Below are 18,125 nucleotides of genomic sequence, written 5' to 3'. Positions count from 1 at the left end.
GTGAGGGGGACTTCATCGGCGGTCGGCGCGGCCCTCCTGGCGCCGCCGCCCGCTATTGCCCGGAGAAAATAGCCATGGCGGCAAGTCTACCGGGCCCCGTGTCACCCTCGGAGGTGTACCGGCCCGGGGTATCCGGCGGCCTGCCGCCCGCCGGTTCCGGGGCCGAAGGCCGTCGTCCGCGGGTCGTCCCCGTTACTGCGGCTGCGCGCCCGATCGGTCCTCCGCGGGCGCCGGAATGTCCGGCGTGGTACCGGTAGCCGCCGGGGCGTCCGGCGCGGTACCGGTGGCCGCCGGGTCGCCCATGGCCGGGTTCACCGACGGGTCGCCCACGGCCGGGTTCACCGACGGGTCCGCCGCGCAGCCGCCCTGCGGACGGACCGCCGCGAACGGCGCGTCCACGCTGCCGCAGGCCGTCTCGGGCGCGGCCGCCTTGGTGTCGAACACCTTGGGCGGGACGATCGGGCCGTCGGTGATCTCCACCCGGCTGCGGTCCAGCACCTTGACCGTGGCGGTCGGACCGGTGTTCATCGCCCAGCCGTTGCTGTCCAGCCGGTAGCCGGTGATGCCGCCGGAGACGGCCTGCCCGCTGCTGTTGGCGCAGGTGCGCGGGATGAGCACGGCGTAGTCGGTGTGGACGGCGCGCAGCGGGTCGTAGACGCAGCTGCCGGAGGGCTTGTCGTTGTAGCGCAGGTCGCCGTCGGCGTCGCGCAGGCCCATGGTCAGGTTCGGGGTGACCAGGGCCAGCCAGGGCGAGCCGTCCCGCTGGACCGTGTGCAGCGCGGCCGCGGCCCGCTGCTTGGCGAGCGCCTTGCGCTGGGCGTCGGTCCGCTTGTCGGCGCCGGGCTCGCCGTCGCCGTGCAGCCAGTCGGCCAGGCCCGGCACCGCGCGGTGCCAGCGCACCTCGTGGTCGCCGGGGCGCACCGAGGTGACCATGCCGTCGTCCCAGACCACGATCGCGTTGTCGCCGGCCATCGCCAGGTAGAGCGCCTCGGCGCCCTCGCGGCGGTAGGACCAGGCCTGCTCGCCGGTCCGCTTGTGGAAGGCCTCCAGGCCGGGGCCCACCCGCAGGTCGAGGTCGGCCGAGCTGAGCGACTCGGAGTTCACCGGTGTCGCCCCGGCGTCGCCCGGTCCCGCGACCCGGTCGCCGAACGGCACCGGCTTGTTCGCGTGCGCCGCCGCTCCGGCCGCAAGGACCAGCATCACCGCCGAGGCAGGCAGGATCGAGCGGGGGGTCAGTACACGCAGCGGCTTCCAGGACACCGCCGGAGCGTACCTTTCACCGGGCACGCGAGTCAGCCCGGTTCCGCCGTCGCCGTGTCCCGCCGGGCGTCCGCCGGGCCCCGCGCGCCCTTCCCGCACGTCCACCCGCCCACCTGCGCCGTCGGGGTTCCGGCCGCCGCGCCGGGCGTTGCGGAGCGGGCCGCGGGGGCCCGACAGGACCGTTACCAAGCTGATACATGACCGCGGGTCGCCGGTCTTTGCGGCAGACGGCGTTCGATCGGCGCCCACTTTAGGGTGACATTCGGCTTTTTCGTCCCCCTTCGGGCCTACTGTCGGCGAGCGGGGCGCCACGGTCCGTCCACGCCGAGACCGTGCGCCCCGCCCACGAGACGTCCGGAGGAGAGCACCATGCGAATCGGCCGCCTGACGCTGGCCGCCGCCACCCTGCTGCTGATGGCCACGGCCAGCGTCCCGGCCGGGACGCCGTTCAGCCAGACCGAACGGCACACCCTCTCCTCGGAGACCATCGAGCCCCGCGGCGCGGCTCCCCGCCCGCCGGTCCAGCGGCCGAACCACGAGCCGCCGTTCGGTGCCTTCGTCGGTTCCTGGGACGACTACATCCCGCAGATCGGCCGGTACGCGCAGTGGCTGGGCGACGCGAACATGCAGGTCGGCCACACCTATCTGGCGGGCAACAGCTGGAGCGACATCGAGGGCGAGCCGATGGTGCTCGGTCTGTGGTCGCAGTGGCGGCAGGCCGATCCGTCCCGGCTGCTGGTGCTCGGGGTGCCGATGCTGGTGCCCAGCGAGGCGAAGGTGCCGGACGGCGAGGTCGCCGACCTGCTGGCCCAGGGGGCGCGCGGGGACTTCGACGGGCACTTCCTCAAGCTCGCGCGCCGGCTGGTCGCGCTGGGCGGCGCGGACACCGTGCTCACGCTCGGCTGGGAGATGAACGGCACCACCTACACCCACCGCTGCAAGCCCGACCCGGCCGCGTGGAAGACGTACTGGCGGCGGATCGTCGGGGTGATGCGCTCGGTGCCCGGGCAGCGGTTCCGCTTCGACTTCGCCCCCAGCCGGGGCCTGGACGCCGTCCCGTGGACCAAGTGCTACCCCGGTGACGACGTGGTCGACATCATCGGCATGGACAACTACGACCAGCCGGCGGGCGGCACCTTCGACGACTACGTGCGCGAGCCGTACGGCCTCCAGGACCAGGTGGAGTTCGCCGCCAAGCGCGGCAAGCCGGTCTCGTACCCGGAGTGGGGGCTGTTCCGCAACGGCGACAACCCCGAGTTCGTGCAGCGGATGGTCGACTGGATCCGCACCCACGACACCGCCTACCAGACCGTCACCGACTACTGTCCGCACGGCTTCTTCCAGTGCGAGCGCAATCCGCGCTCGGCGGCCACGTTCAAACAGCTGATGGCCGGTTCGAAGGGGGCGCCGGCGCCGGCGGACGCACCGGCCCCGACGGACGTGCCCCCGGCGCAGGGCCCGCCCAGCCCGCCGGACCCGCCCGCCGTGCCGGCCGCGCCCGCCGTGCCCGGGGGCGGCACCGCGCCGAGCAGGACGGCGAGCCCGTCGGCCCGTCCCGCGAAGGGCAAGTCGACGGGCCGGCCGACGGGCGCGCCGCACGCCCGGCACTGAGCGCTCAGCTGCGGCGGCAGGCCAGCAGCGCTTCCTTGAGCCGGGGGAAGCGGGTGCGCAGCTGGTGCGCCGCCGCCTGCCGGGCCCGCACCGCCCCGGCACGGACGGCCGCCGCCGGCGCCGCCCCCGCCGGGCCGAGCAGCAGCCGGTGGTTGGACAGCTGGTCCGGACGCCAGCGCTGCTTGTACGGCTCCTGGCCGCGCAACAGGCCGAGCAGCGGGACGCCCGCGCCGACCGTCTCGTCCAGCGCCGCGCTGAACAGCAGCCCGGCGATGTCCAGCCGCTCGCGCAGCACCGGGTGCGCCCCGTACATGTACAGGCCGCCGAAGGACGGGCAGAGCAGCAGCAGGTTCACCGCGACCAGCTGGCCGTCCAGGTGGAACTGGTGGACGGTGGCCCTGCCGGAGGCGACCAGTCCGGTGGTGGACTCGGTCAGGTGCCTGGCGAACCGCTCGGTGCGGTGCTCGGGCGTGACACCGCGCGCCTGCCACTGCTGGAAGTGCAGCCGCAGCAGCCCGTCCAGCGCCTGCGGCACCTCGGCCGCCGGGGTGGAGCGGACCGTCACCCCGGCCTCGGCGATCTTGCGGAGCTTCACCCGGCTGCGCTGGGCGGTCTTGCCGGGCACCCGCTTGAGCAGCCGGTCCATCGGGACGGCCGGCAGGTACTGGCAGAGCGAGTCCCGGTAGCGGCGGCGGCTGCCGCGCCAGTGCGCGTACACCCGCTGCACCGCCGCCTCGGGGTGCACCTCGCGCAGTTCCAGCCAGTGCCAGGGGCGGGTGAGCGGGAGCGCGGCAGCGAACTCGGCGGCGGCCCGGTCGGCGCACTCGTCGTCGAGCAGGACGTCGGTGTAGTCGACCAGTCCGCCACCGAGGCCGGTCAGTCCGCCGAACGGTCCGCCGCGGCGCACGAAGGCGCCCGCGCCGACCAGCCGGCCGTCCCGGCGGACCAGCACCACGAGCAGGCTGCCGGGGCGGCCGTAGTGGCGCCACCAGGAGCGCTGCCAGTCGGCGGCCTGGAAGAAGGTCGCGGTCCGACAGCGGCCGGCCAGGTCGTCCCACTCCTCGGCGAGGAGGTCCAGGGCGTCGTCCTCGCCGTGGAGCTCGGTGGTCCAGATCGGCGCCGTCGCCTGGGCGGGCAGGCCGCTTCTGCGGGTCTCGGTGCTCATCGTGCGCTCCCGGCCGGCGCCTTGGCCTGGGTGGCGGGCCGGTCCTCGACGGCGGGGGCCTGCTCCTCGACGACGGAGGGCTGGTCCTCCACCGCGGGGGTCCGGTCCTCGGCCGGGGGCTGCTCCGCCGCCGCGGGCCCGGCGCCGGCCTTCCTGGCGGGCTTCCCGACGGGCTTCTTCTCGGCCTTCGTGCTCCCCTTCTTCACGCCTTCGGCCTTCACGCTCCCGGCCGTCACGCTCTCGGCCTTCCCGTTCCCGGCCTTCACGCTCGCGGTCTTCACGCTCCCTGCCTTCGCCCCTTCGACCTCGGCGCCGGCCTCGGCGCCGGGCGCGGGCGTGGGCACGGCGTCGCCACCGGACTCGGTCCTGACCTGGGCCGGCTCCTCGCGGCGCGGGCGCGGCGTCGTCGGGACCGCCACCGGCGCGGAGGCGGCGGGGGCCTCCGATCCCTCCGATCCCTGCGCGGCCTGTGCGGCCTGTGCGGCCTGTGCCGCCTGCGATGCCCGCGCGGCCCGCAGGACCCGCGGCATCTCGGGACTCCCGGCGGCCTCCGGCGTCCCCGCGCCGCCCCGGCGGCGGTTCATCATCACCAGGGCGCCCAGCAGCAGCCCGGCCGCGCCGCCGACCGCGACGTCCAGCTTCCCGGAGGGCGTGGTCGGCCTGTCCGGCGCGGCGGCCGGGGACAGCGTTACCAGCCGGACGTTGGTGTCCTTGCTGCTGGTGTTGGCGAAGGCGACCAGCGAGCGGGCCACCGCGTCAGCGGTCCGGGCGGCCTCCTGGGGGAGCCGCCCGGTGCCGGTGAGCTCGATCATCGGGGCGTCCGGCGAGGTCGTCCCGTGCACCAGGGACTCCAGCTCGGACCGGGTGTGGCCGGTCTCCGCGGCCGCGACCGCGAGCACCTGCGGCTGACCGGCCAGCCGGCCGTACGCCTGGGCGAAGTTGGTCGCGATCGCGGCTTCCCCGGGGTTCTGCGCGACCACGAGGACGTAGGCGTTGGCGGCGTACGACGGCGGCGAGACGACGGCGTACCCGGCGCCGGCCGCGGCGCCCAGCGGTACCGCCAGCACCACCGGCCACCAGCGGCGGACCAGGCGACGGGCGCTTCGGCGCGGTGTGGTCATGGGTCTTGCTCCTTGGGTCTGGTACGGCGGTTCCGGCGGTGGCGGGCGGTCAGACGCGGGCCAGCCGGTCGTAGAGGGCGCCCAGGTCGGCGGCGACCCGGGCGATGTCGTAGTGGCCGACGGCCGGGGGGTGCGGCAGCGGGTCGGCGATGTGCCCGCTGAGCGGCCGCAGGTCGCGCAGCGCGGCGGTGTAGGCGGCCGGCTCGGAGGGGATGCGGCGGGCCTGCGGGGCGGCGCTGGGCGGCAGTTCGTCGAGCGCCGGGCAGGCGCTGTGGCGCACCGGCAGCCCGGCCGCGAGGCCCTCCAGGACGCCGAGGCCGAAGGTCTCTGCGGCTGAGGGGGCGGCCAGCACGTCCAGGGCGGCCAGCAGTTCGGGCACGTCGTCGCGCTCGCCGGTGAGCACCAGTCGCTCCCGCACGCCGAGTTCCTCGGCCCGGCGCTCCAGCGCGGCGCGTTCCGGGCCCTCGCCGACCAGCACCAGCCGGGTGGCCGGGTCGAGCCCGGGGAGCGCCTCGACCAGCACCTCGAAGCGCTTGCCGGGCACCAGCCGGCCCACCCCGCCGACCGCCCAGCTCCCCTGCGGCAGCCCGATTTCGGCCCGCACCCGACGGCGGGCGGCGGCCCGTTCGGCGGGCGGGAGGCGGTAGCGGGAGGTGTCGATGCCGTTCGGGATCAGCTCGATCCGGGCCGGCGGGACGCCCCAGGAGCGCAGTGTCTGGGCGACCTGCCGGGAGACCGCGACGGTGGTGCTGCCGAGCCGTTCGGCCGCCAGGTAGAGGCCCTTGACGCCCCGGGTGACGGGGCGGCCCTCGATCACCCCGGCGTGCAGTGAGTGCTCGGTGGAGACCACCGCGCGCACCCCGGCCAGCCGGGCGGCCAGCCGTCCGTACAGCTGCGCCCGGTAGAGGTGGGTGTGCACCAGGTCGTAGCGGCCGGCCCGGACCAGCCGGACCAGCCGGGGCAGCGCGCCGAGGTCCCGGTTGCCGCGCATGCCGAGGTGGTGGACGGTGACGCCGTCGGAGCGCAGCGCGGCGGCGACCGCGCCCGGGTTGGTCAGGGCGAGCACCTCGCACTGCTGGTGCGCCGGCAGGTGCCGCAGCAGCAGGTGGAGCTGGCGCTCGGCACCGCCGGCGGCGAGTCCGGTGACGATGTGCAGCACCCTCATGGCCGCGCCTCCCGGCGGGCGTGGCGCAGCCCGGTGACGGCGTCGCGCAGCCGGTGCCGGCCCTGCTTGGCCCGCAGCCGCCAGGCGCCGTCGCGGTCGCCGACGTAGCAGCGGGGCAGGGCGAAGCGGCCGGTGAGCGGGGAGTGCGCGATGGCGCAGGCGTGGTCGTACCCGGCGTCGCGCACCGCCAGGGCGGCGGGCAGGTCGACGGCGCCGTACGGGTAGCAGAACCCGGTGACCGGGCCGCCGACGGCCTCCTCCAGCAGGCGCCGGCTCTCCCGGGCCTGGACGGCGAGGGCCTCGGCGGGCAGGCCGGGCAGCGGCCGGTGGCCGAGGCCGTGCGAGCCGATCTCCCAGCCCGCGGCGGCGAGTTCGGTGACCTCCTGGACGGTGAGCAGCTTCTTGCGCGGGCCGTCGGTGTCCCAGTCGTTGTCCCGGCCGAGCAGGTCGGCGACCACGTACGCGGTGGCGGTGAAGCCGTACGCCCGGAGGATCGGCACCGCGTACCGGGCGAAGTCGGCGTAGCCGTCGTCGAAGGTGAGGCCGACCAGCCTGTCGTCCCGGCCGAGGGCGCGGGCCCGCATCAGCTCGCGGACGGAGACGCCGCGCCGGCCGCGCCGGTGCAGCCAGGCGATCTGTTCGGCGAACCGCTCGGGGCTGACGGTGAGCCGGTAGGGGTCCTCCGTCTCGACCGCCACCGAGTGGTACATCAGGATCCACGGCGAGGCGGAGCCGGGGATCGGCGGTTCACCGACCGGGTGGCGGCTCCTGGGCAGTCGTGCCCGGTGCGGCGGTGCGCCGCTGACGCCCGCCCGGGCCGAACGGACGGTGCCCCGTTCATTGTCCATCGGGACGCTTCCCTTCTTCGGCGACGGTTGGCGGGTTCCGGACGGGCCCCAGCGCCCGGGCGACGGCGAGGACCGGGCCGCGCACCTCGCGGGCGCCGAGCCCGGTGCCGAGAGCCGCGAAGGCCAGCACGACGGTGAGGCCCCCGAAGAGGGTCGAGAGCAGGGGGTCGGCGGTCGGTCCGGCGACGGCGGCGCCGAGCACGGCGGCCCCGGCGGCGGCGGCCACCAGCCGGCCGTGGCCGCCGAGCACCCGGCGCAGCCGCAGCGGGATGCCGCGCAGCACCAGTCCGTGCAGCAGCAGGGCGGCGGTGGCGGTGATGCCGGCCGCGTTGCCGGCGGCGAGCCCCAGGGCGCCGAAGCGGGGCGTGGCGAGCAGGCCGGTGGCGACGGTGACGCCGAGGCCGAGCACCATCGCGGCGGCCGGGTACCAGTCCAGCAGCCGGCGGCGGCCGTCCTCGCCGCCCGGGTCGTCGGCCCGGCGGACCACCGGGCGCAGCGAGAAGTAGGGGCGGATCATCACGCCGGTCAGTGCCTGGGCGGGCAGGCCGAAGCTGTACACCCGGATGACGTCGGCGGTGGCGGCGGTGTCGTGCGGGCCGAAGGCGCCGCGTTCGAACAGCAGCGAGACCACCGAGGGGGCGCAGGCCATCAGGAAGGCGGTGCCGAGCAGGACGACGGCCGCCGCCTGGCCGAGGTCCTTCTCCACCCGGTCGCGGGCGGCGGTGAGGTCCCCGGCGGCGAGCGCCCGGGCGACCAGCGGGAAGGTGACGGTGCAGATCAGGAGACCCGCCGTCATGGCGAGCTGGGAGACCTTGGCGGCGTAGTTGAGGTGCGAGATGGTGCCGGGCGGCAGCGCCGAGCCGAGGTAGCGCTCGACGAAGACCTGGGACTGGCGGGTGAGGGTGAAGGCGGCCACCGGCAGCAGGGCCAGCGGCATCAGCACCAGGGCCCGGCGCGAGCGGCGGCCGCGGCCGGTGTCGGGCGGGCCCTGGCGCAGCCGGCGCAGGAAGGGGCCGACCAGCAGACCGGCCATCAGCAGGCTGCCGGCCGCGACGCCGAGGGCGGCGGAGCGCACCCCGAGGTAGGCGTGGAGGCAGAGCAGGACGGCGAGGATGCCGAGGTTGTAGGCGACGTAGATGCCGGCCGGGGCGGGGAAGCGGTGGTGGGCGCGCAGCGCGGCGGCCAGGTAGCCGGCCACGCCGAAGGGCAGCACGGTGATCGCGGTGATCCGGGTGCAGGTGACGGCCAGGGCGGGGTCGGGGAGGCCGGGGGCGAGCAGGTCGACCAGTTCCGGGGCGCCCAGGACGACGGCCAGGGCGAGGCCGCCGAGCGCGATCAGCAGCCAGGGCAGGGTGGCGCGGACCAGCTGGCGGACCGGGTCGGGGGCGTCCGGGTCCTCCTCGCGCAGCACCAGGGCGAGGGCGAAGGCGGGCACCATGAGGAAGGACATGGCGTCCTCGATCAGCAGCGGTGCGGCGGTCTCGGGGACGGTCCAGGCGACCAGGAAGGCGTCGGTGCCCTGGTTGGCGCCGAAGTAGCGGGCCAGCAGGAGGTCGCGCAGCAGGCCGAGGCCGGAGCCGGCGGCGCTGAGGACGGCGGTGATGCCGAAGGCCTTGGCGAGGAAGCCGCGCCGGGGGGCCGGGTGGGGCTCGGCGGGCGGGTCCTCGCCGGTGGCGCCGCGGGGAGCCGGGAGGGAGGGGACGACGGCGGCGGGCGGGTCGGTGGTCACCGGGCCGCTCCGGTGGCCACCGGGCCGGTGGCGGGGAGTTCGGGTCGGTGGGCGGCCGCGCGGGCGGCGAGGCCGAGGACGACGGAGGTCAGCACGGTGGTGGCGCCGCCGATGTCCGCGTACAGGAAGTCGACCAGCACCCAGGTGAGCAGGGCGAGTGCGGCGAGCCCGGGGCCGTGGCGGTGGCGCAGGCAGCCGGTCAGCAGGGCGAGGAAGAGCGCGGCGTAGGCGGTGATGCCGATCAGGCCCTGCTCGCTCAGCACCAGGAGGTACATGTTGTGCGGGGAGAGCAGCGGTTCGCGCTGGAAGCCGATGGTGGCGTCGGCGGCGTCGCTGCCGGAGGACAGCCGCAGCGGGGCGTGGCTGTCGCGCAGTTGCTGGAAGGCCTTGGGCCCGGCGCCGTGCACGGGGTGGTCCTGCCAGATCCGTCCGGCGGTGGACCAGAGGTCGTACCGGTCGGAGACGGACTGGTCGGGGGCGGCGGAGACGGAGCCGATCGAGCTGAGCCGCTTGGTGACGCCGGAGCCGCCGAGGCCGAGGCCGCCGACCAGGACGACCGCGGTGGCCAGGCCGAGGACCGCGGCGCGCACCAGCAGCCGGGCGTCGACGCGCAGCAGCAGCACGGTGGCGGCGAGGCCGGTGGCGATCCAGCTGCCGCGGCTGAAGGAGACGGCCAGCGGGAAGGCGAGGAAGGCGGCGGCGGCGAACATCGCGCGGCGCAGCCGGGCGTTGCCGTCGGGGCCGCGCTCGGCGAGGCCGAGCGCGAGGGCGGCGAGCAGCCCGTAGCTGACCACGCTGGACATCGCCATGATGTCGAGGGCGCCGAAGGTGCCGACGGCCCGGATCGGCTGGCCGGTGTAGGAGGCGCCGGTGTCGGTGAGGTACTGCTTGGCGCCGACCGCGCCCTGGATCAGTGCGGCGAGCACGAAGGAGCCGAGGACCAGGCGCTGGTCGGTGCGGTCGCGCAGGGAGCAGAGGACGGCGGCGGGGACCAGGACGAACACCTGGGTGAGGCGGACGAAGCCGGTGGCGCTCGCGGCGGGGTCGATCGAGCCGAGGGTGGCGACGGCGGCGGCGACCACGACGGCGCCGAACAGGGCGCAGGCGGTGCGGCTGATCGCGGGCAGGCGTCCGCGCAGCAGGTCGAGCGCGGTGAGGGCGACCAGGGCCAGCGAGGCGAGGTCGGCGGCGGTGATGTGGACGGCGGCGGCGACGTCCTTCTGCCCGGTGGGCACGCAGACCAGCAGGACGGTGGCGGCGGCCAGCGGGCTGGTGCGCTGCGCGAGCGCGGGCAGGGCCCCGCGTAAGACCGGGCGGTGGAGGGCGGGGAGGGTCAGGGCCACGCGGGGTCAGCTCCCGTCCGGGTGGAGCATCAGGGCCGCGGTGCGGCACAGGATCTTGACGTCCTGCCAGAGGCTCCAGCTCTCGATGTAGCGGTTGTCGAAGCGGGCCCGGTCCTCGATGGAGGTGTCGCCGCGCAGACCGTTGACCTGGGCCAGGCCGGTGAGGCCGACCGGGACCCGGTGGCGGTCGGCGTACTCGGGGTAGGCCTGGCCGAACCTCATGACGAAGTACGGCCGTTCGGGACGCGGGCCGACCAGGCTCATGTCGCCGCGCAGGACGTTCCACAGCTGGGGCAGCTCGTCCAGCGAGCTCTTGCGCAGCAGCCGGCCGACGGTGCCCATCCGGTGGTCCTGGGAGATGTTCCAGCGGGTGGCGGACTCGTGCTCGTTGCTCGGGCGCAGGGTGCGGAACTTGAGGACGGTGAAGACCCTGCCGTCCAGGCCGGTGCGCTGCTGGCGGAAGAGCACGCCGGGGCCGGTGTCGAAGCGGACGGCGAGCGCGCAGAGCACCAGGACGGGGGCGAGCAGCAGCAGGCCGAGGGTGGCGGCGGTGACGTCCAGGGCGCGCTTGACGGCCCAGCCGGGGCGGCGCCGCGCGGGGCGGCCGACCCGCAGACAGGGGAAGCCCCACAGGTGGTCGCCGCCGGTGACCGGGGTGGCGGGCAGCGAGCCGTACTCGCGCAGCGCGGGCACCAGCCAGACCTGGCAGCCGAGCCGGGCGGCGTCGCGCAGGGTGGCGGCGGTCTCGGCCTCGTCGGCGGCGCCGGCGGTGGCGACCACGTGCTGGACGCCGTGCCGGCGCACTTCGCGCTCCAGTGCCTCGCGGCCGCCGAGGACGGGCAGGTCGGTGCCGCCGGGCAGCAGCGGCGGGTCGGCGTCGAGGAAGCCGACCGGGCGCATCCCGTACTCGCCGTGCTCGCGCAGGGCGGTGGCGACCCGGCGACCGAGCCGGCCGGCGCCGAGCACCAGGACGGGGCTGGGGCGGCTGCGGCGGATCCGCCGGACCAGGTGGTAGAGGACGGCGCGGCCGACGGCGGCGATCAGCAGCTGGGCGCCGAGCAGGACGGTGAGCCGGGCGGGGCTGGCCGGGCCGCAGTCGGGCCAGTGGCCGTCGAGGCAGCCGGACAGGGTGACGGCGAAGGCGGTGGCGACCACGGCCCGGGCGGTGAGGGCGGGCAGTTCGTCCAGGACGGAGAGGGTGAGCCGGGAGCGGTAGAGGCCGCCGGCCAGGTTGAGCAGGAGCAACAGGGGCAGGACGGCGGGGACGCCGAGCAGGGGGTCGAGCGGGGCGGCGGGGTCGACGGCGTGGTTGGCGATGCCGCCGGCGGAGCACAGCGCGATGATGTCGGCCTGGACCAGGGCGAGCGACAGGGCCAGCCGGGAGCGGACCGCCCCGCGGGGCCGGCGCGGCGACGTGACCACCCCAGGGCGCGCCGCTCCCGCCGGCCGGTCGAGCAGCCCGGTACCGGGCCGGCGGGGACCGGAGAGGGGCCCTCCCGAGCGCGGCACACTGTCGTGGTCAATGGTCATCAGCGCACGATCTCCCCTGCTGTGTGCCCGGGGTGACGGCGCCCCGGCACCGGCTGGCGCGGGGCTGCCGTCCCGGCCCGGTGGGCGCGGTCCTGACAGCGCCTGCTGCCGCTGGCGGCTTCCGGATGTCCGGTGGCGGGGCCGATTGCGAAGGAACCGGTCACGAAGGAGTCGGTCGCACGGAGCTCAGCCGTGAATTTCCGGCATGAAATCTGAACGAAGCAGGCAAAATCCGACAATACAGAACCGGGCGGGACGGAGCGGAAGTTGACTTGCCGATTCATTCCAGCCGCCCATTAATAGGTATTTCGGATTTAATGCCTCGCCTCCGCATCCAATCGAGGGTGCGAATACGACAACACCGGAAACGGCGGGCATTCACGGCATGTGAAACGATCAGATCCGCTCTGGGACACGGGCCCGGCGCCGCCCCGACGCCGGTCCCGCACCCAGCAGGTGACGGTAGAGAACATCCACCTGTTCGACCACGGTGCGCACGTCGTGCCGACCGATCACGTGGTCGCGCAACCGGGCACCGCGTCGCTCGCATTCGATCGAATCGGACAGCGCGTCCCCCATTCGGGTGGCGAGGGCCCGCGCGTCCTCGGGCGGGACCACCGCCCGCGCGAGCTCGGACGGCGGCAGGCACTCCCGGGCACCGGGCACATCGGTCAGCAGCACCGGACGGGCGGCCGCCATCGCCTCCAGCGGGGCCAGCGCCATCCCCTCCCAGCGCGAGGGCAGCACCACCAGATCGGCCGCCGCCAGCCACGGGCGCGGATCCGGCACGTCCCCGACCAGCCGGATCCGGGCGGGCTCGGCGGTCTGCCGGACCAGCTCCGCCACCCGCTGCTCCTCCGGCCCGCCGCCGACCAGCGCCAGCCGGGCCCGCGGCACCCGGCGCAGCACCTCCGGCCAGGCGGCCAGCAGCACGTCCTGGCCCTTCTGCCGGCACAGCCGCCCGACGCACACCGCGAGCGGGGCGTCCAGGTCCAGACCGAGCGCGATCCGGGCGGCGCGGCGATCGGCGGGCGCGTAGTGGCGCACGTCCACGCCGTTGGGCACCACCGCCCAGTCGGCGTGCACCCCCGCCGCCACGCCGTCGGCCCGCTCCTGGACGCTGACGCACAGCACCCGGTGCGCCCAGCGGGTCGCGAACCGCTCCCAGCGCAGGGTGGCGGCGCCCAGCGCGCCGTCGACGGCGGCGAAGGACCAGGCGTGCGGCTGGAAGACGGTCGGCACCGTGCCGCGCACCGCGAGCCGGCCTGCCAGCCCGGCCTTGGCGCTGTGCAGGTGGACCACGTCGGGCGCCGCCGCCCGGACGATCCGGCGCAGCCGCCAGGCCTCGGCGGAGGTGCCCGGGCCGGGCGAGCGCCGCGCGGGCCAGTCCTGGACCAGCGCGCCCACCGCGGCGGCCTCCCCGGCCAGCCGCCCGCCGCGCGGGCAGGCGACCATGACCCGGTGGCCGGCCTCCCGCTGCCCCCTGACCAGATCGGCGACGACGCGGGCGACGCCGCCGTCCACCGGTTGTGAGATGTGAAGGATCGTCATATGCACGGCGGCGAGCCTAGGGTGGCTCGCCGGTTCCGGGCGGCCCTCGTCACCCGCAGGTGGCGGTTCGGCCACCCGTACGGCTTTCGGCTCGTACGGGAGACCGAAGCGCTCGAATCGGCAGGCGATTCGAGCGCTTCGATGGATCCACGCGCGCGAATCGCGCGGTTGGCGATTCCGGCGGGCCCCGACGGCTGCGGCGGCCGCAGTGGTTCTCGGGAGGTCCCGGTGGACCGCCGGAAGGACCCGGCTGTCCCTGAGCGGGCTCAGGGCTCAGCGCTCAGGGCTCAGGGCTCAGCGCTCAGCGGACCTCGGCGGCCAGGTTGGCCAGCACCTGGTCGTGGATCCGGTTGAGGCCCTTCGGGGCGAAGGTGCGCTCGAAGAAGCCGCCGATGCCGGTCGCGCCCTGCCAGGTGGCGGTCACGGTGACCTTGGAGCGACCCTCGCCGACGGCCGAGACCGTCCAGGTGATCACCATGCTGGAGTTGGCGTCCTTCTCCACCAGCTGGTCGGGCTCGGGCGCGGAGACGGTGAAGAGGCAGTCGCGCACCCGCTTCTCGGTGGCCTGGAGCCGCCAGTGCACCTGGGTGCCGGCGCCGGTGCCGCCGACCCGCACCTCGTACTCGCTGTACTGCGCGGGCAGCAGCTTCGGGCGGGTCACCTGGTAGTCGGCCAGCGCCTCGTACACCCGCTCGGGGGCCGCGTCGTAGACCCGCTCCGTGGTGGCCTGCACCTGTCCCATGACCTTGCTCTCCTCATCCGGTGGGAACCGCTCTGTCCGGCAAGCCAATCACAGGCTCACGCCCGCGACGCGGCGGGATAGGGTGGCCGGTGTGCTCGATCTGGTGACTGCCGTGCGCTACGTCGATCCACTGCGGGCGGGCGGCTCCGTCCCCGGTGTGGTGGAGACCGACGACCTGGGAACGTACGTGGTCAAGTTCACCGGGGCCGCGCAGGGCCGCAAGGCGCTGATCGCCGAGGTGATCGTGGGCGAGCTGGCCCGACGGCTGGGCCTGCGGGTGCCGGAGCTGCGGCTGGTGGACTTCGACCCGGCCGTCGCCGCCCATGAGCCGGACACCGAGATCCAGGACATGCTCAAGGCCAGCGCCGGCCTCAACCTCGGGATGGACCTGCTGCCCGGCGCGCGGGACTTCACGCCGGGGATGATCGCGGTGGACTCCGCCGAGGCCGGCCGGGTGGTCTGGCTGGACGCCCTGACCGGCAACGTCGACCGCACCGTGCACAACCCCAACCTGGTGGTCTGGCACGGGCGGCTCTGGCTGATCGACAACGGTGCCGCGCTGATCTTCCACCACCGCTGGGCGGGGGCCGGGGCGGCGGTCGGCAAGCGGTACGACCTCAGCGCCCACGCGCTCGGCGGCTCGGCCCCGGACGTCCGGCTGGCCGACGAGGAGCTCGGGCCGCTGGTCACCGTGCCGCTGCTGGAGGAGGTCGTGGCGCTGGTCCCGGACGAGTGGCTGGCCGGCGAGCCCGGCTTCGACTCGGTGGACGCCGTCCGGCACGCCTATGTCACGCACCTGGCCGCCCGGGTGGTGCTCTCCGAGGAGTGGCTGCCGGAGGGCTTCGCCACGCCCGATCAACTGCGCGAGGCGGAGCGGCGGCGGGCGGCCCGGACCAGGGCGGGGCGGCCGGCCTGGCTCCAGGAGGTGCCGGACCTGCACGGCAAGCCGTCGGTGGAGACGGTCTGGGAGCACCACTTCGACGAGGACCGGTAGTTCTTCGTCGGGTCGGGCACGGGGCGACCGCGGCCGGCACTCCGGTGCTCCGGCATTCCGGCGCCCTGGTGCTCGCATGCGACCGAACAGCGACCGAACGGCGATCACCCGCGACCGGCCGGTGCGCGAACGCGGCCGGGGAGCGGGACCCAGTGGTCCCGCTCCCCGGCTCTACTGTTCAGTACTGTCCGCGGTCAGCGCGTCAGCGCCACCACTGGACCGCCTTCTCGGCGTTGACCAGGCCCGCGCCGTAGAAGCCGTTGTCGTCAGCGCCGCCCTCGCAGGTGGCCTTCCAGGTGCCGGCACCGCCCGGGTTGAACTCGCCCTTCGGGCACGGGACGGACTCGGCGTGGGTGGTCAGCAGCTCGGTCAGCTCGTCCGGGCTGGCCCACGGGAAGGTGCTGGCGAGCAGCGCGGCCACGCCGGCGACGTGCGGGGTGGCCATCGAGGTGCCCTGCATGTAGCCGTACTTGCCACCGGGGATGGTGGACCGGATGCGGCCGTCCTTGTCCGGGGTGTTCGGGAACTGGAAGCGGCGGTCGCCACCCGGCGCGGTGACGGTCACGACGCCCTTGCCGTAGCTGGAGTAGTACGCCTTGACGCCGTCGGAGCCGACCGCGGAGACGGCCACGACGCCGGGCAGCTCGGTCGGCAGCGACAGGCAGTCGTTGGTGACCGGGCGGGTGCCGGGGGTGGTGTCGTCCGGGCTGGCCACGTCGACGGTCTTGTGCGCCAGGTCGATGTTCTCGTTGCCGGCGGCGGCGATGTTGAGCACGCCCTTGCGCTGCGAGAACGCGACGGCCTTGCGGACGGCGTCCGAGATGGCCGCCTGGTCCTTGTCCGTCTTGCAGTTGAACATCCACGGGTCGACGAAGTAGCTGTTGTTCGTGACCTTGAAGCCGTGCTCGCCGGCCCAGACGAAGCCGCAGACCGCGTTCTCCGGGTAGATGAACCCGCCGTCGTCGACGACCTTGACGGCGGCCAGCTTCACGTTCGGCGCGACGCCGACGATGCCCTTGCCGTTCTTGGCGGCGCCGATGGTGCCGGCCACGTGGGTGCCGTGGTCGCTGGTGGTCGGCTGCCAGGCCTTCCAGTCGGTGTTCGTCTTGCCGTCGATGCAGGAGACCGACTGCGAGGCGTCCACGTTGGCGGCCAGGTCCTCGTGGGTGGCGTCGATGCCGGAGTCCAGCACGCCGACGGTGACGTTACGGCTGCCGAGCGAGATCTTGTGGGCCTTGTCGGCACCGATCTGACGCATGTCCCACTGGTAGGCCTCGTCGGGGTCCTCGCCCGGGGCGGCCGCCACGGCGGCCGACTCGGTGGCGACCTCGGCCTTGCCCTGGTCGGAGGCCTGGATGCCCTTGGTGCGGCTGGCGCCGACCGAGTCGACGCCCTTGGCCAGGCGCAGCTTCTCGGCGAACTTGGTGTCGTTCGAGCGGGCGACGACGACGCCGACCTGCTCGTAGGACTGGACGACGGTGCCGCCGAGGCCGGTGATGGCCTTCTCGACCTTCTGCACCTGGCCGTGGTTGGCCTTGGTGTTGACGACGTAGCTCATCAGCGGACCGGTCGTCGAGTCGGCCGCGGGAGCCGCGACGGCGGTGCCGGCCGGCAGCGCGAGGGCACCGGCGGTGGCGAGCACGACGCCCACGGCCGCGTACCGGGTACGGCTGATCCGAGGAACACGCATGAGGGTTGGCCTCCCGAGGCATCAGGCGGCAGCTGCGGTGGGCAGGTGCGCTTGGGAATGACCGGGACGCTAATGAATATTTGGTTATAAGCGCAAGGGGTAGTCATCTAATCGTCACATCTTGACCAGGAGTAGGGGTTACCGCCGCCCGGCGGTCAACAAGGAAAACAGAGGTCAAGAGTGTTAAAAAGTGATGGTTCGCCGACGTGCTGCCACACCCGTCACGGCCTTCACCACCAGCACGGATCGCACCCCTACAACGCGTACAGCCGACGCGCGTTGTCGGCCGCGAGCAGCCGCGCCACCCGCCCGGCATCGGCCGCGGAGCAGGCACCGTCGGCTCGCCAGTCCGCGAGCACCGCACCCAGTCCGTACCGGAACTGACAGGTGCCCACCAAATAAAGTTCGGGCAGCCCGTAGGCGTCGGTGGAGAACAGCAATTTGCCGAACGGGGCCAGCTCCAGCATCTCGCCCAGCACCGCGGCCACCCGCGGCCCGGTGTAGGAGGCGGTCAGCCCGAGGTCGGTGTACACCGTCGGGAAGGCCTGGGCCAGCCAGGCGGCCTGCCGGTGGTACGGGTACCCGTGCAGCAGCACCAGCGGGACGCCGCTGGGCTCGGCGGCCCGCACGAAGTCCGTCAGCAGCGACGGATCGGACCGGTGCAGGGTGAGGTCCGGATCGCCGAAGCCGGTGTGGAGTTGGAGCGGCAGGCCGAGCTCGGCGCAGACGTCCACCGCCGTCCAGAGCAGGTGGTGCAGCAGCACCGGGTCGGTCAACCGGCCCCGCCCGCCGCGCAGGTGGGCGCCGGCCGCGGCCACCACGGCCGCGGCGGCGGGGCGTTCGGCGGGTGCGGCCAGACCGTGCCGGTAGGCGAGCACCGACTTGACCGCGACGGCCCCGGCCGCGGCCGACGCGAGCGCCTGCGCGACGGCCCGCGGCCAGTCCCCGGCGCCGGCCGTCACCGTCTCGGCGACCGACTCCAGCCGGACCACCTCGCGCACCGACGCCCCGGTGGCCGCGGCGAGTTCGGCCAGCGGCAGCAGCTCGTGACCGGCGGCGGTGGCCAGCCCGGTGTCCACCAGGCAGGTGTCCAGACCGGCCGCCGCCAGCAGTCGCCCGGTGGCCTCGGCCGCGCCCAACTCCCGCCGCCGGGCCAGGTAGTCGGCGGCCGGGGCGTGCGCCGGCAGGCCGAGCGCGGGCGGGCACCAGCGCCGCACCGCGAGGCCCAGCGCGCTGTCGAAGGGCGAACAGCCGGGAGCGGGCGGCCGGTCGGACTCGGTGAGCAGCCCGGCCAGGGCCTCGTCGGTGAGCTCGGCCGCCACCACGCTGTGGCAGTGGTGGTCGACCAGCGCGGGCTCCCCCGGCCGGGCCACCGT

14 protein-coding genes are annotated in these 18,125 nt (G+C 74.9%); 2 read left to right on the top strand and 12 right to left on the bottom strand.

The features are described from left to right. Positions 1-192 precede the first annotated feature (192 nt). Entirely contained in the window at positions 193-1,260 is a 1,068-nt protein-coding gene (locus ACFVVA_RS05120; protein ID WP_387685837.1) for a hypothetical protein, read from the bottom strand. Between the two features lie 369 nt (positions 1,261-1,629). On the opposite strand from ACFVVA_RS05120, the gene ACFVVA_RS05115 reads away from it, so the two are divergent. Further along, a complete protein-coding gene (locus ACFVVA_RS05115) occupies positions 1,630-2,871 on the top strand; it encodes a glycoside hydrolase family 26 protein (RefSeq protein WP_387685835.1) in 1,242 nt (413 codons plus the stop codon). Between the two features lie 4 nt (positions 2,872-2,875). Here ACFVVA_RS05115 and ACFVVA_RS05110 read toward each other — a convergent pair whose 3' ends face one another. The 9 genes from ACFVVA_RS05110 to ACFVVA_RS05070 all read right to left on the bottom strand — a co-directional run bounded on the left by ACFVVA_RS05110 (position 2,876) and on the right by ACFVVA_RS05070 (position 14,065). Then, a complete protein-coding gene (locus ACFVVA_RS05110; protein WP_387685833.1) occupies positions 2,876-4,036 on the bottom strand; it encodes a GNAT family N-acetyltransferase in 1,161 nt (386 codons plus the stop codon). Further along, on the bottom strand, positions 4,033-5,157 hold the full coding sequence (locus ACFVVA_RS05105; protein ID WP_387685831.1) for a Wzz/FepE/Etk N-terminal domain-containing protein: 1,125 nt from the start codon (positions 5,155-5,157) through the stop codon (positions 4,033-4,035). The genes ACFVVA_RS05110 and ACFVVA_RS05105 overlap by 4 nt, the downstream gene beginning before the upstream one ends. A gap of 49 nt (positions 5,158-5,206) precedes the next feature. Beyond that, the gene (locus ACFVVA_RS05100) at positions 5,207-6,322 is read right to left on the bottom strand and encodes a glycosyltransferase (RefSeq protein WP_387685829.1); all 1,116 of its coding nucleotides are present in this window, start codon (positions 6,320-6,322) and stop codon (positions 5,207-5,209) included. Then, positions 6,319-7,170 (bottom strand): polysaccharide deacetylase family protein, encoded by an 852-nt coding sequence (locus ACFVVA_RS05095; RefSeq protein WP_387685826.1) that lies wholly within the window; start codon positions 7,168-7,170, stop codon positions 6,319-6,321. Before ACFVVA_RS05095 ends, ACFVVA_RS05100 begins: the two co-directional genes overlap by 4 nt. Next, on the bottom strand, positions 7,160-8,899 hold the full coding sequence (locus ACFVVA_RS05090; protein WP_387685824.1) for a lipid II flippase MurJ: 1,740 nt from the start codon (positions 8,897-8,899) through the stop codon (positions 7,160-7,162). Before ACFVVA_RS05090 ends, ACFVVA_RS05095 begins: the two co-directional genes overlap by 11 nt. Then, a complete protein-coding gene (locus tag ACFVVA_RS05085) occupies positions 8,896-10,242 on the bottom strand; it encodes an O-antigen ligase family protein (protein WP_387685822.1) in 1,347 nt (448 codons plus the stop codon). Before ACFVVA_RS05085 ends, ACFVVA_RS05090 begins: the two co-directional genes overlap by 4 nt. Positions 10,243-10,248: 6 nt before the next feature. Beyond that, positions 10,249-11,772, bottom strand: a complete 1,524-nt coding sequence (locus ACFVVA_RS05080) for a sugar transferase (protein ID WP_387685820.1) — start codon at positions 11,770-11,772, stop codon at positions 10,249-10,251. Between the two features lie 396 nt (positions 11,773-12,168). Further along, positions 12,169-13,323: a glycosyltransferase gene (locus ACFVVA_RS05075; protein WP_387685818.1), complete on the bottom strand. Its 1,155-nt coding sequence runs from the start codon at positions 13,321-13,323 to the stop codon at positions 12,169-12,171. 301 nt (positions 13,324-13,624) lie between these two features. Further along, a complete protein-coding gene (locus tag ACFVVA_RS05070; protein ID WP_359903353.1) occupies positions 13,625-14,065 on the bottom strand; it encodes an SRPBCC family protein in 441 nt (146 codons plus the stop codon). Between the two features lie 91 nt (positions 14,066-14,156). Between ACFVVA_RS05070 and ACFVVA_RS05065 the strand changes: the two genes are divergently transcribed. Next, on the top strand, positions 14,157-15,059 hold the full coding sequence (locus tag ACFVVA_RS05065) for a HipA family kinase (RefSeq protein WP_387685816.1): 903 nt from the start codon (positions 14,157-14,159) through the stop codon (positions 15,057-15,059). A gap of 202 nt (positions 15,060-15,261) precedes the next feature. Here ACFVVA_RS05065 and ACFVVA_RS05060 read toward each other — a convergent pair whose 3' ends face one another. Together ACFVVA_RS05060 and ACFVVA_RS05055 are read right to left on the bottom strand one after the other, a co-directional pair. Beyond that, complete coding sequence (locus ACFVVA_RS05060; protein ID WP_359903359.1) at positions 15,262-16,749, bottom strand: S8 family serine peptidase; 1,488 nt, start codon at positions 16,747-16,749, stop codon at positions 15,262-15,264. 254 nt (positions 16,750-17,003) lie between these two features. After that, positions 17,004-18,122, bottom strand: coding sequence for an amidohydrolase family protein (locus ACFVVA_RS05055; RefSeq protein WP_387685814.1), 1,119 nt, complete (start codon positions 18,120-18,122; stop codon positions 17,004-17,006). Positions 18,123-18,125: the final 3 nt, after the last annotated feature.

Source organism: Kitasatospora sp. NPDC058048, from assembly GCF_042885555.1.
Taxonomy (GTDB): domain Bacteria; phylum Actinomycetota; class Actinomycetes; order Streptomycetales; family Streptomycetaceae; genus Kitasatospora; species Kitasatospora lactacystinica.
Note: the sequence above shows the minus strand (reverse complement) of the source record. Positions and strands in the feature narration are given on the sequence as shown.

Coding starts and splice junctions, on each gene's coding strand:
- ACFVVA_RS05115 (WP_387685835.1), top strand. CDS start 1,630: ATGCGAATCGGCCGCCTGACGCTGGCCGCCGCCACCCTGCTGCTGATG.
- ACFVVA_RS05110 (WP_387685833.1), bottom strand. CDS start 4,036: ATGAGCACCGAGACCCGCAGAAGCGGCCTGCCCGCCCAGGCGACGGCG.
- ACFVVA_RS05105 (WP_387685831.1), bottom strand. CDS start 5,157: ATGACCACACCGCGCCGAAGCGCCCGTCGCCTGGTCCGCCGCTGGTGG.
- ACFVVA_RS05100 (WP_387685829.1), bottom strand. CDS start 6,322: ATGAGGGTGCTGCACATCGTCACCGGACTCGCCGCCGGCGGTGCCGAG.
- ACFVVA_RS05095 (WP_387685826.1), bottom strand. CDS start 7,170: ATGGACAATGAACGGGGCACCGTCCGTTCGGCCCGGGCGGGCGTCAGC.
- ACFVVA_RS05080 (WP_387685820.1), bottom strand. CDS start 11,772: ATGACCATTGACCACGACAGTGTGCCGCGCTCGGGAGGGCCCCTCTCC.
- ACFVVA_RS05075 (WP_387685818.1), bottom strand. CDS start 13,323: ATGACGATCCTTCACATCTCACAACCGGTGGACGGCGGCGTCGCCCGC.
- ACFVVA_RS05070 (WP_359903353.1), bottom strand. CDS start 14,065: ATGGGACAGGTGCAGGCCACCACGGAGCGGGTCTACGACGCGGCCCCC.
- ACFVVA_RS05060 (WP_359903359.1), bottom strand. CDS start 16,749: ATGCGTGTTCCTCGGATCAGCCGTACCCGGTACGCGGCCGTGGGCGTC.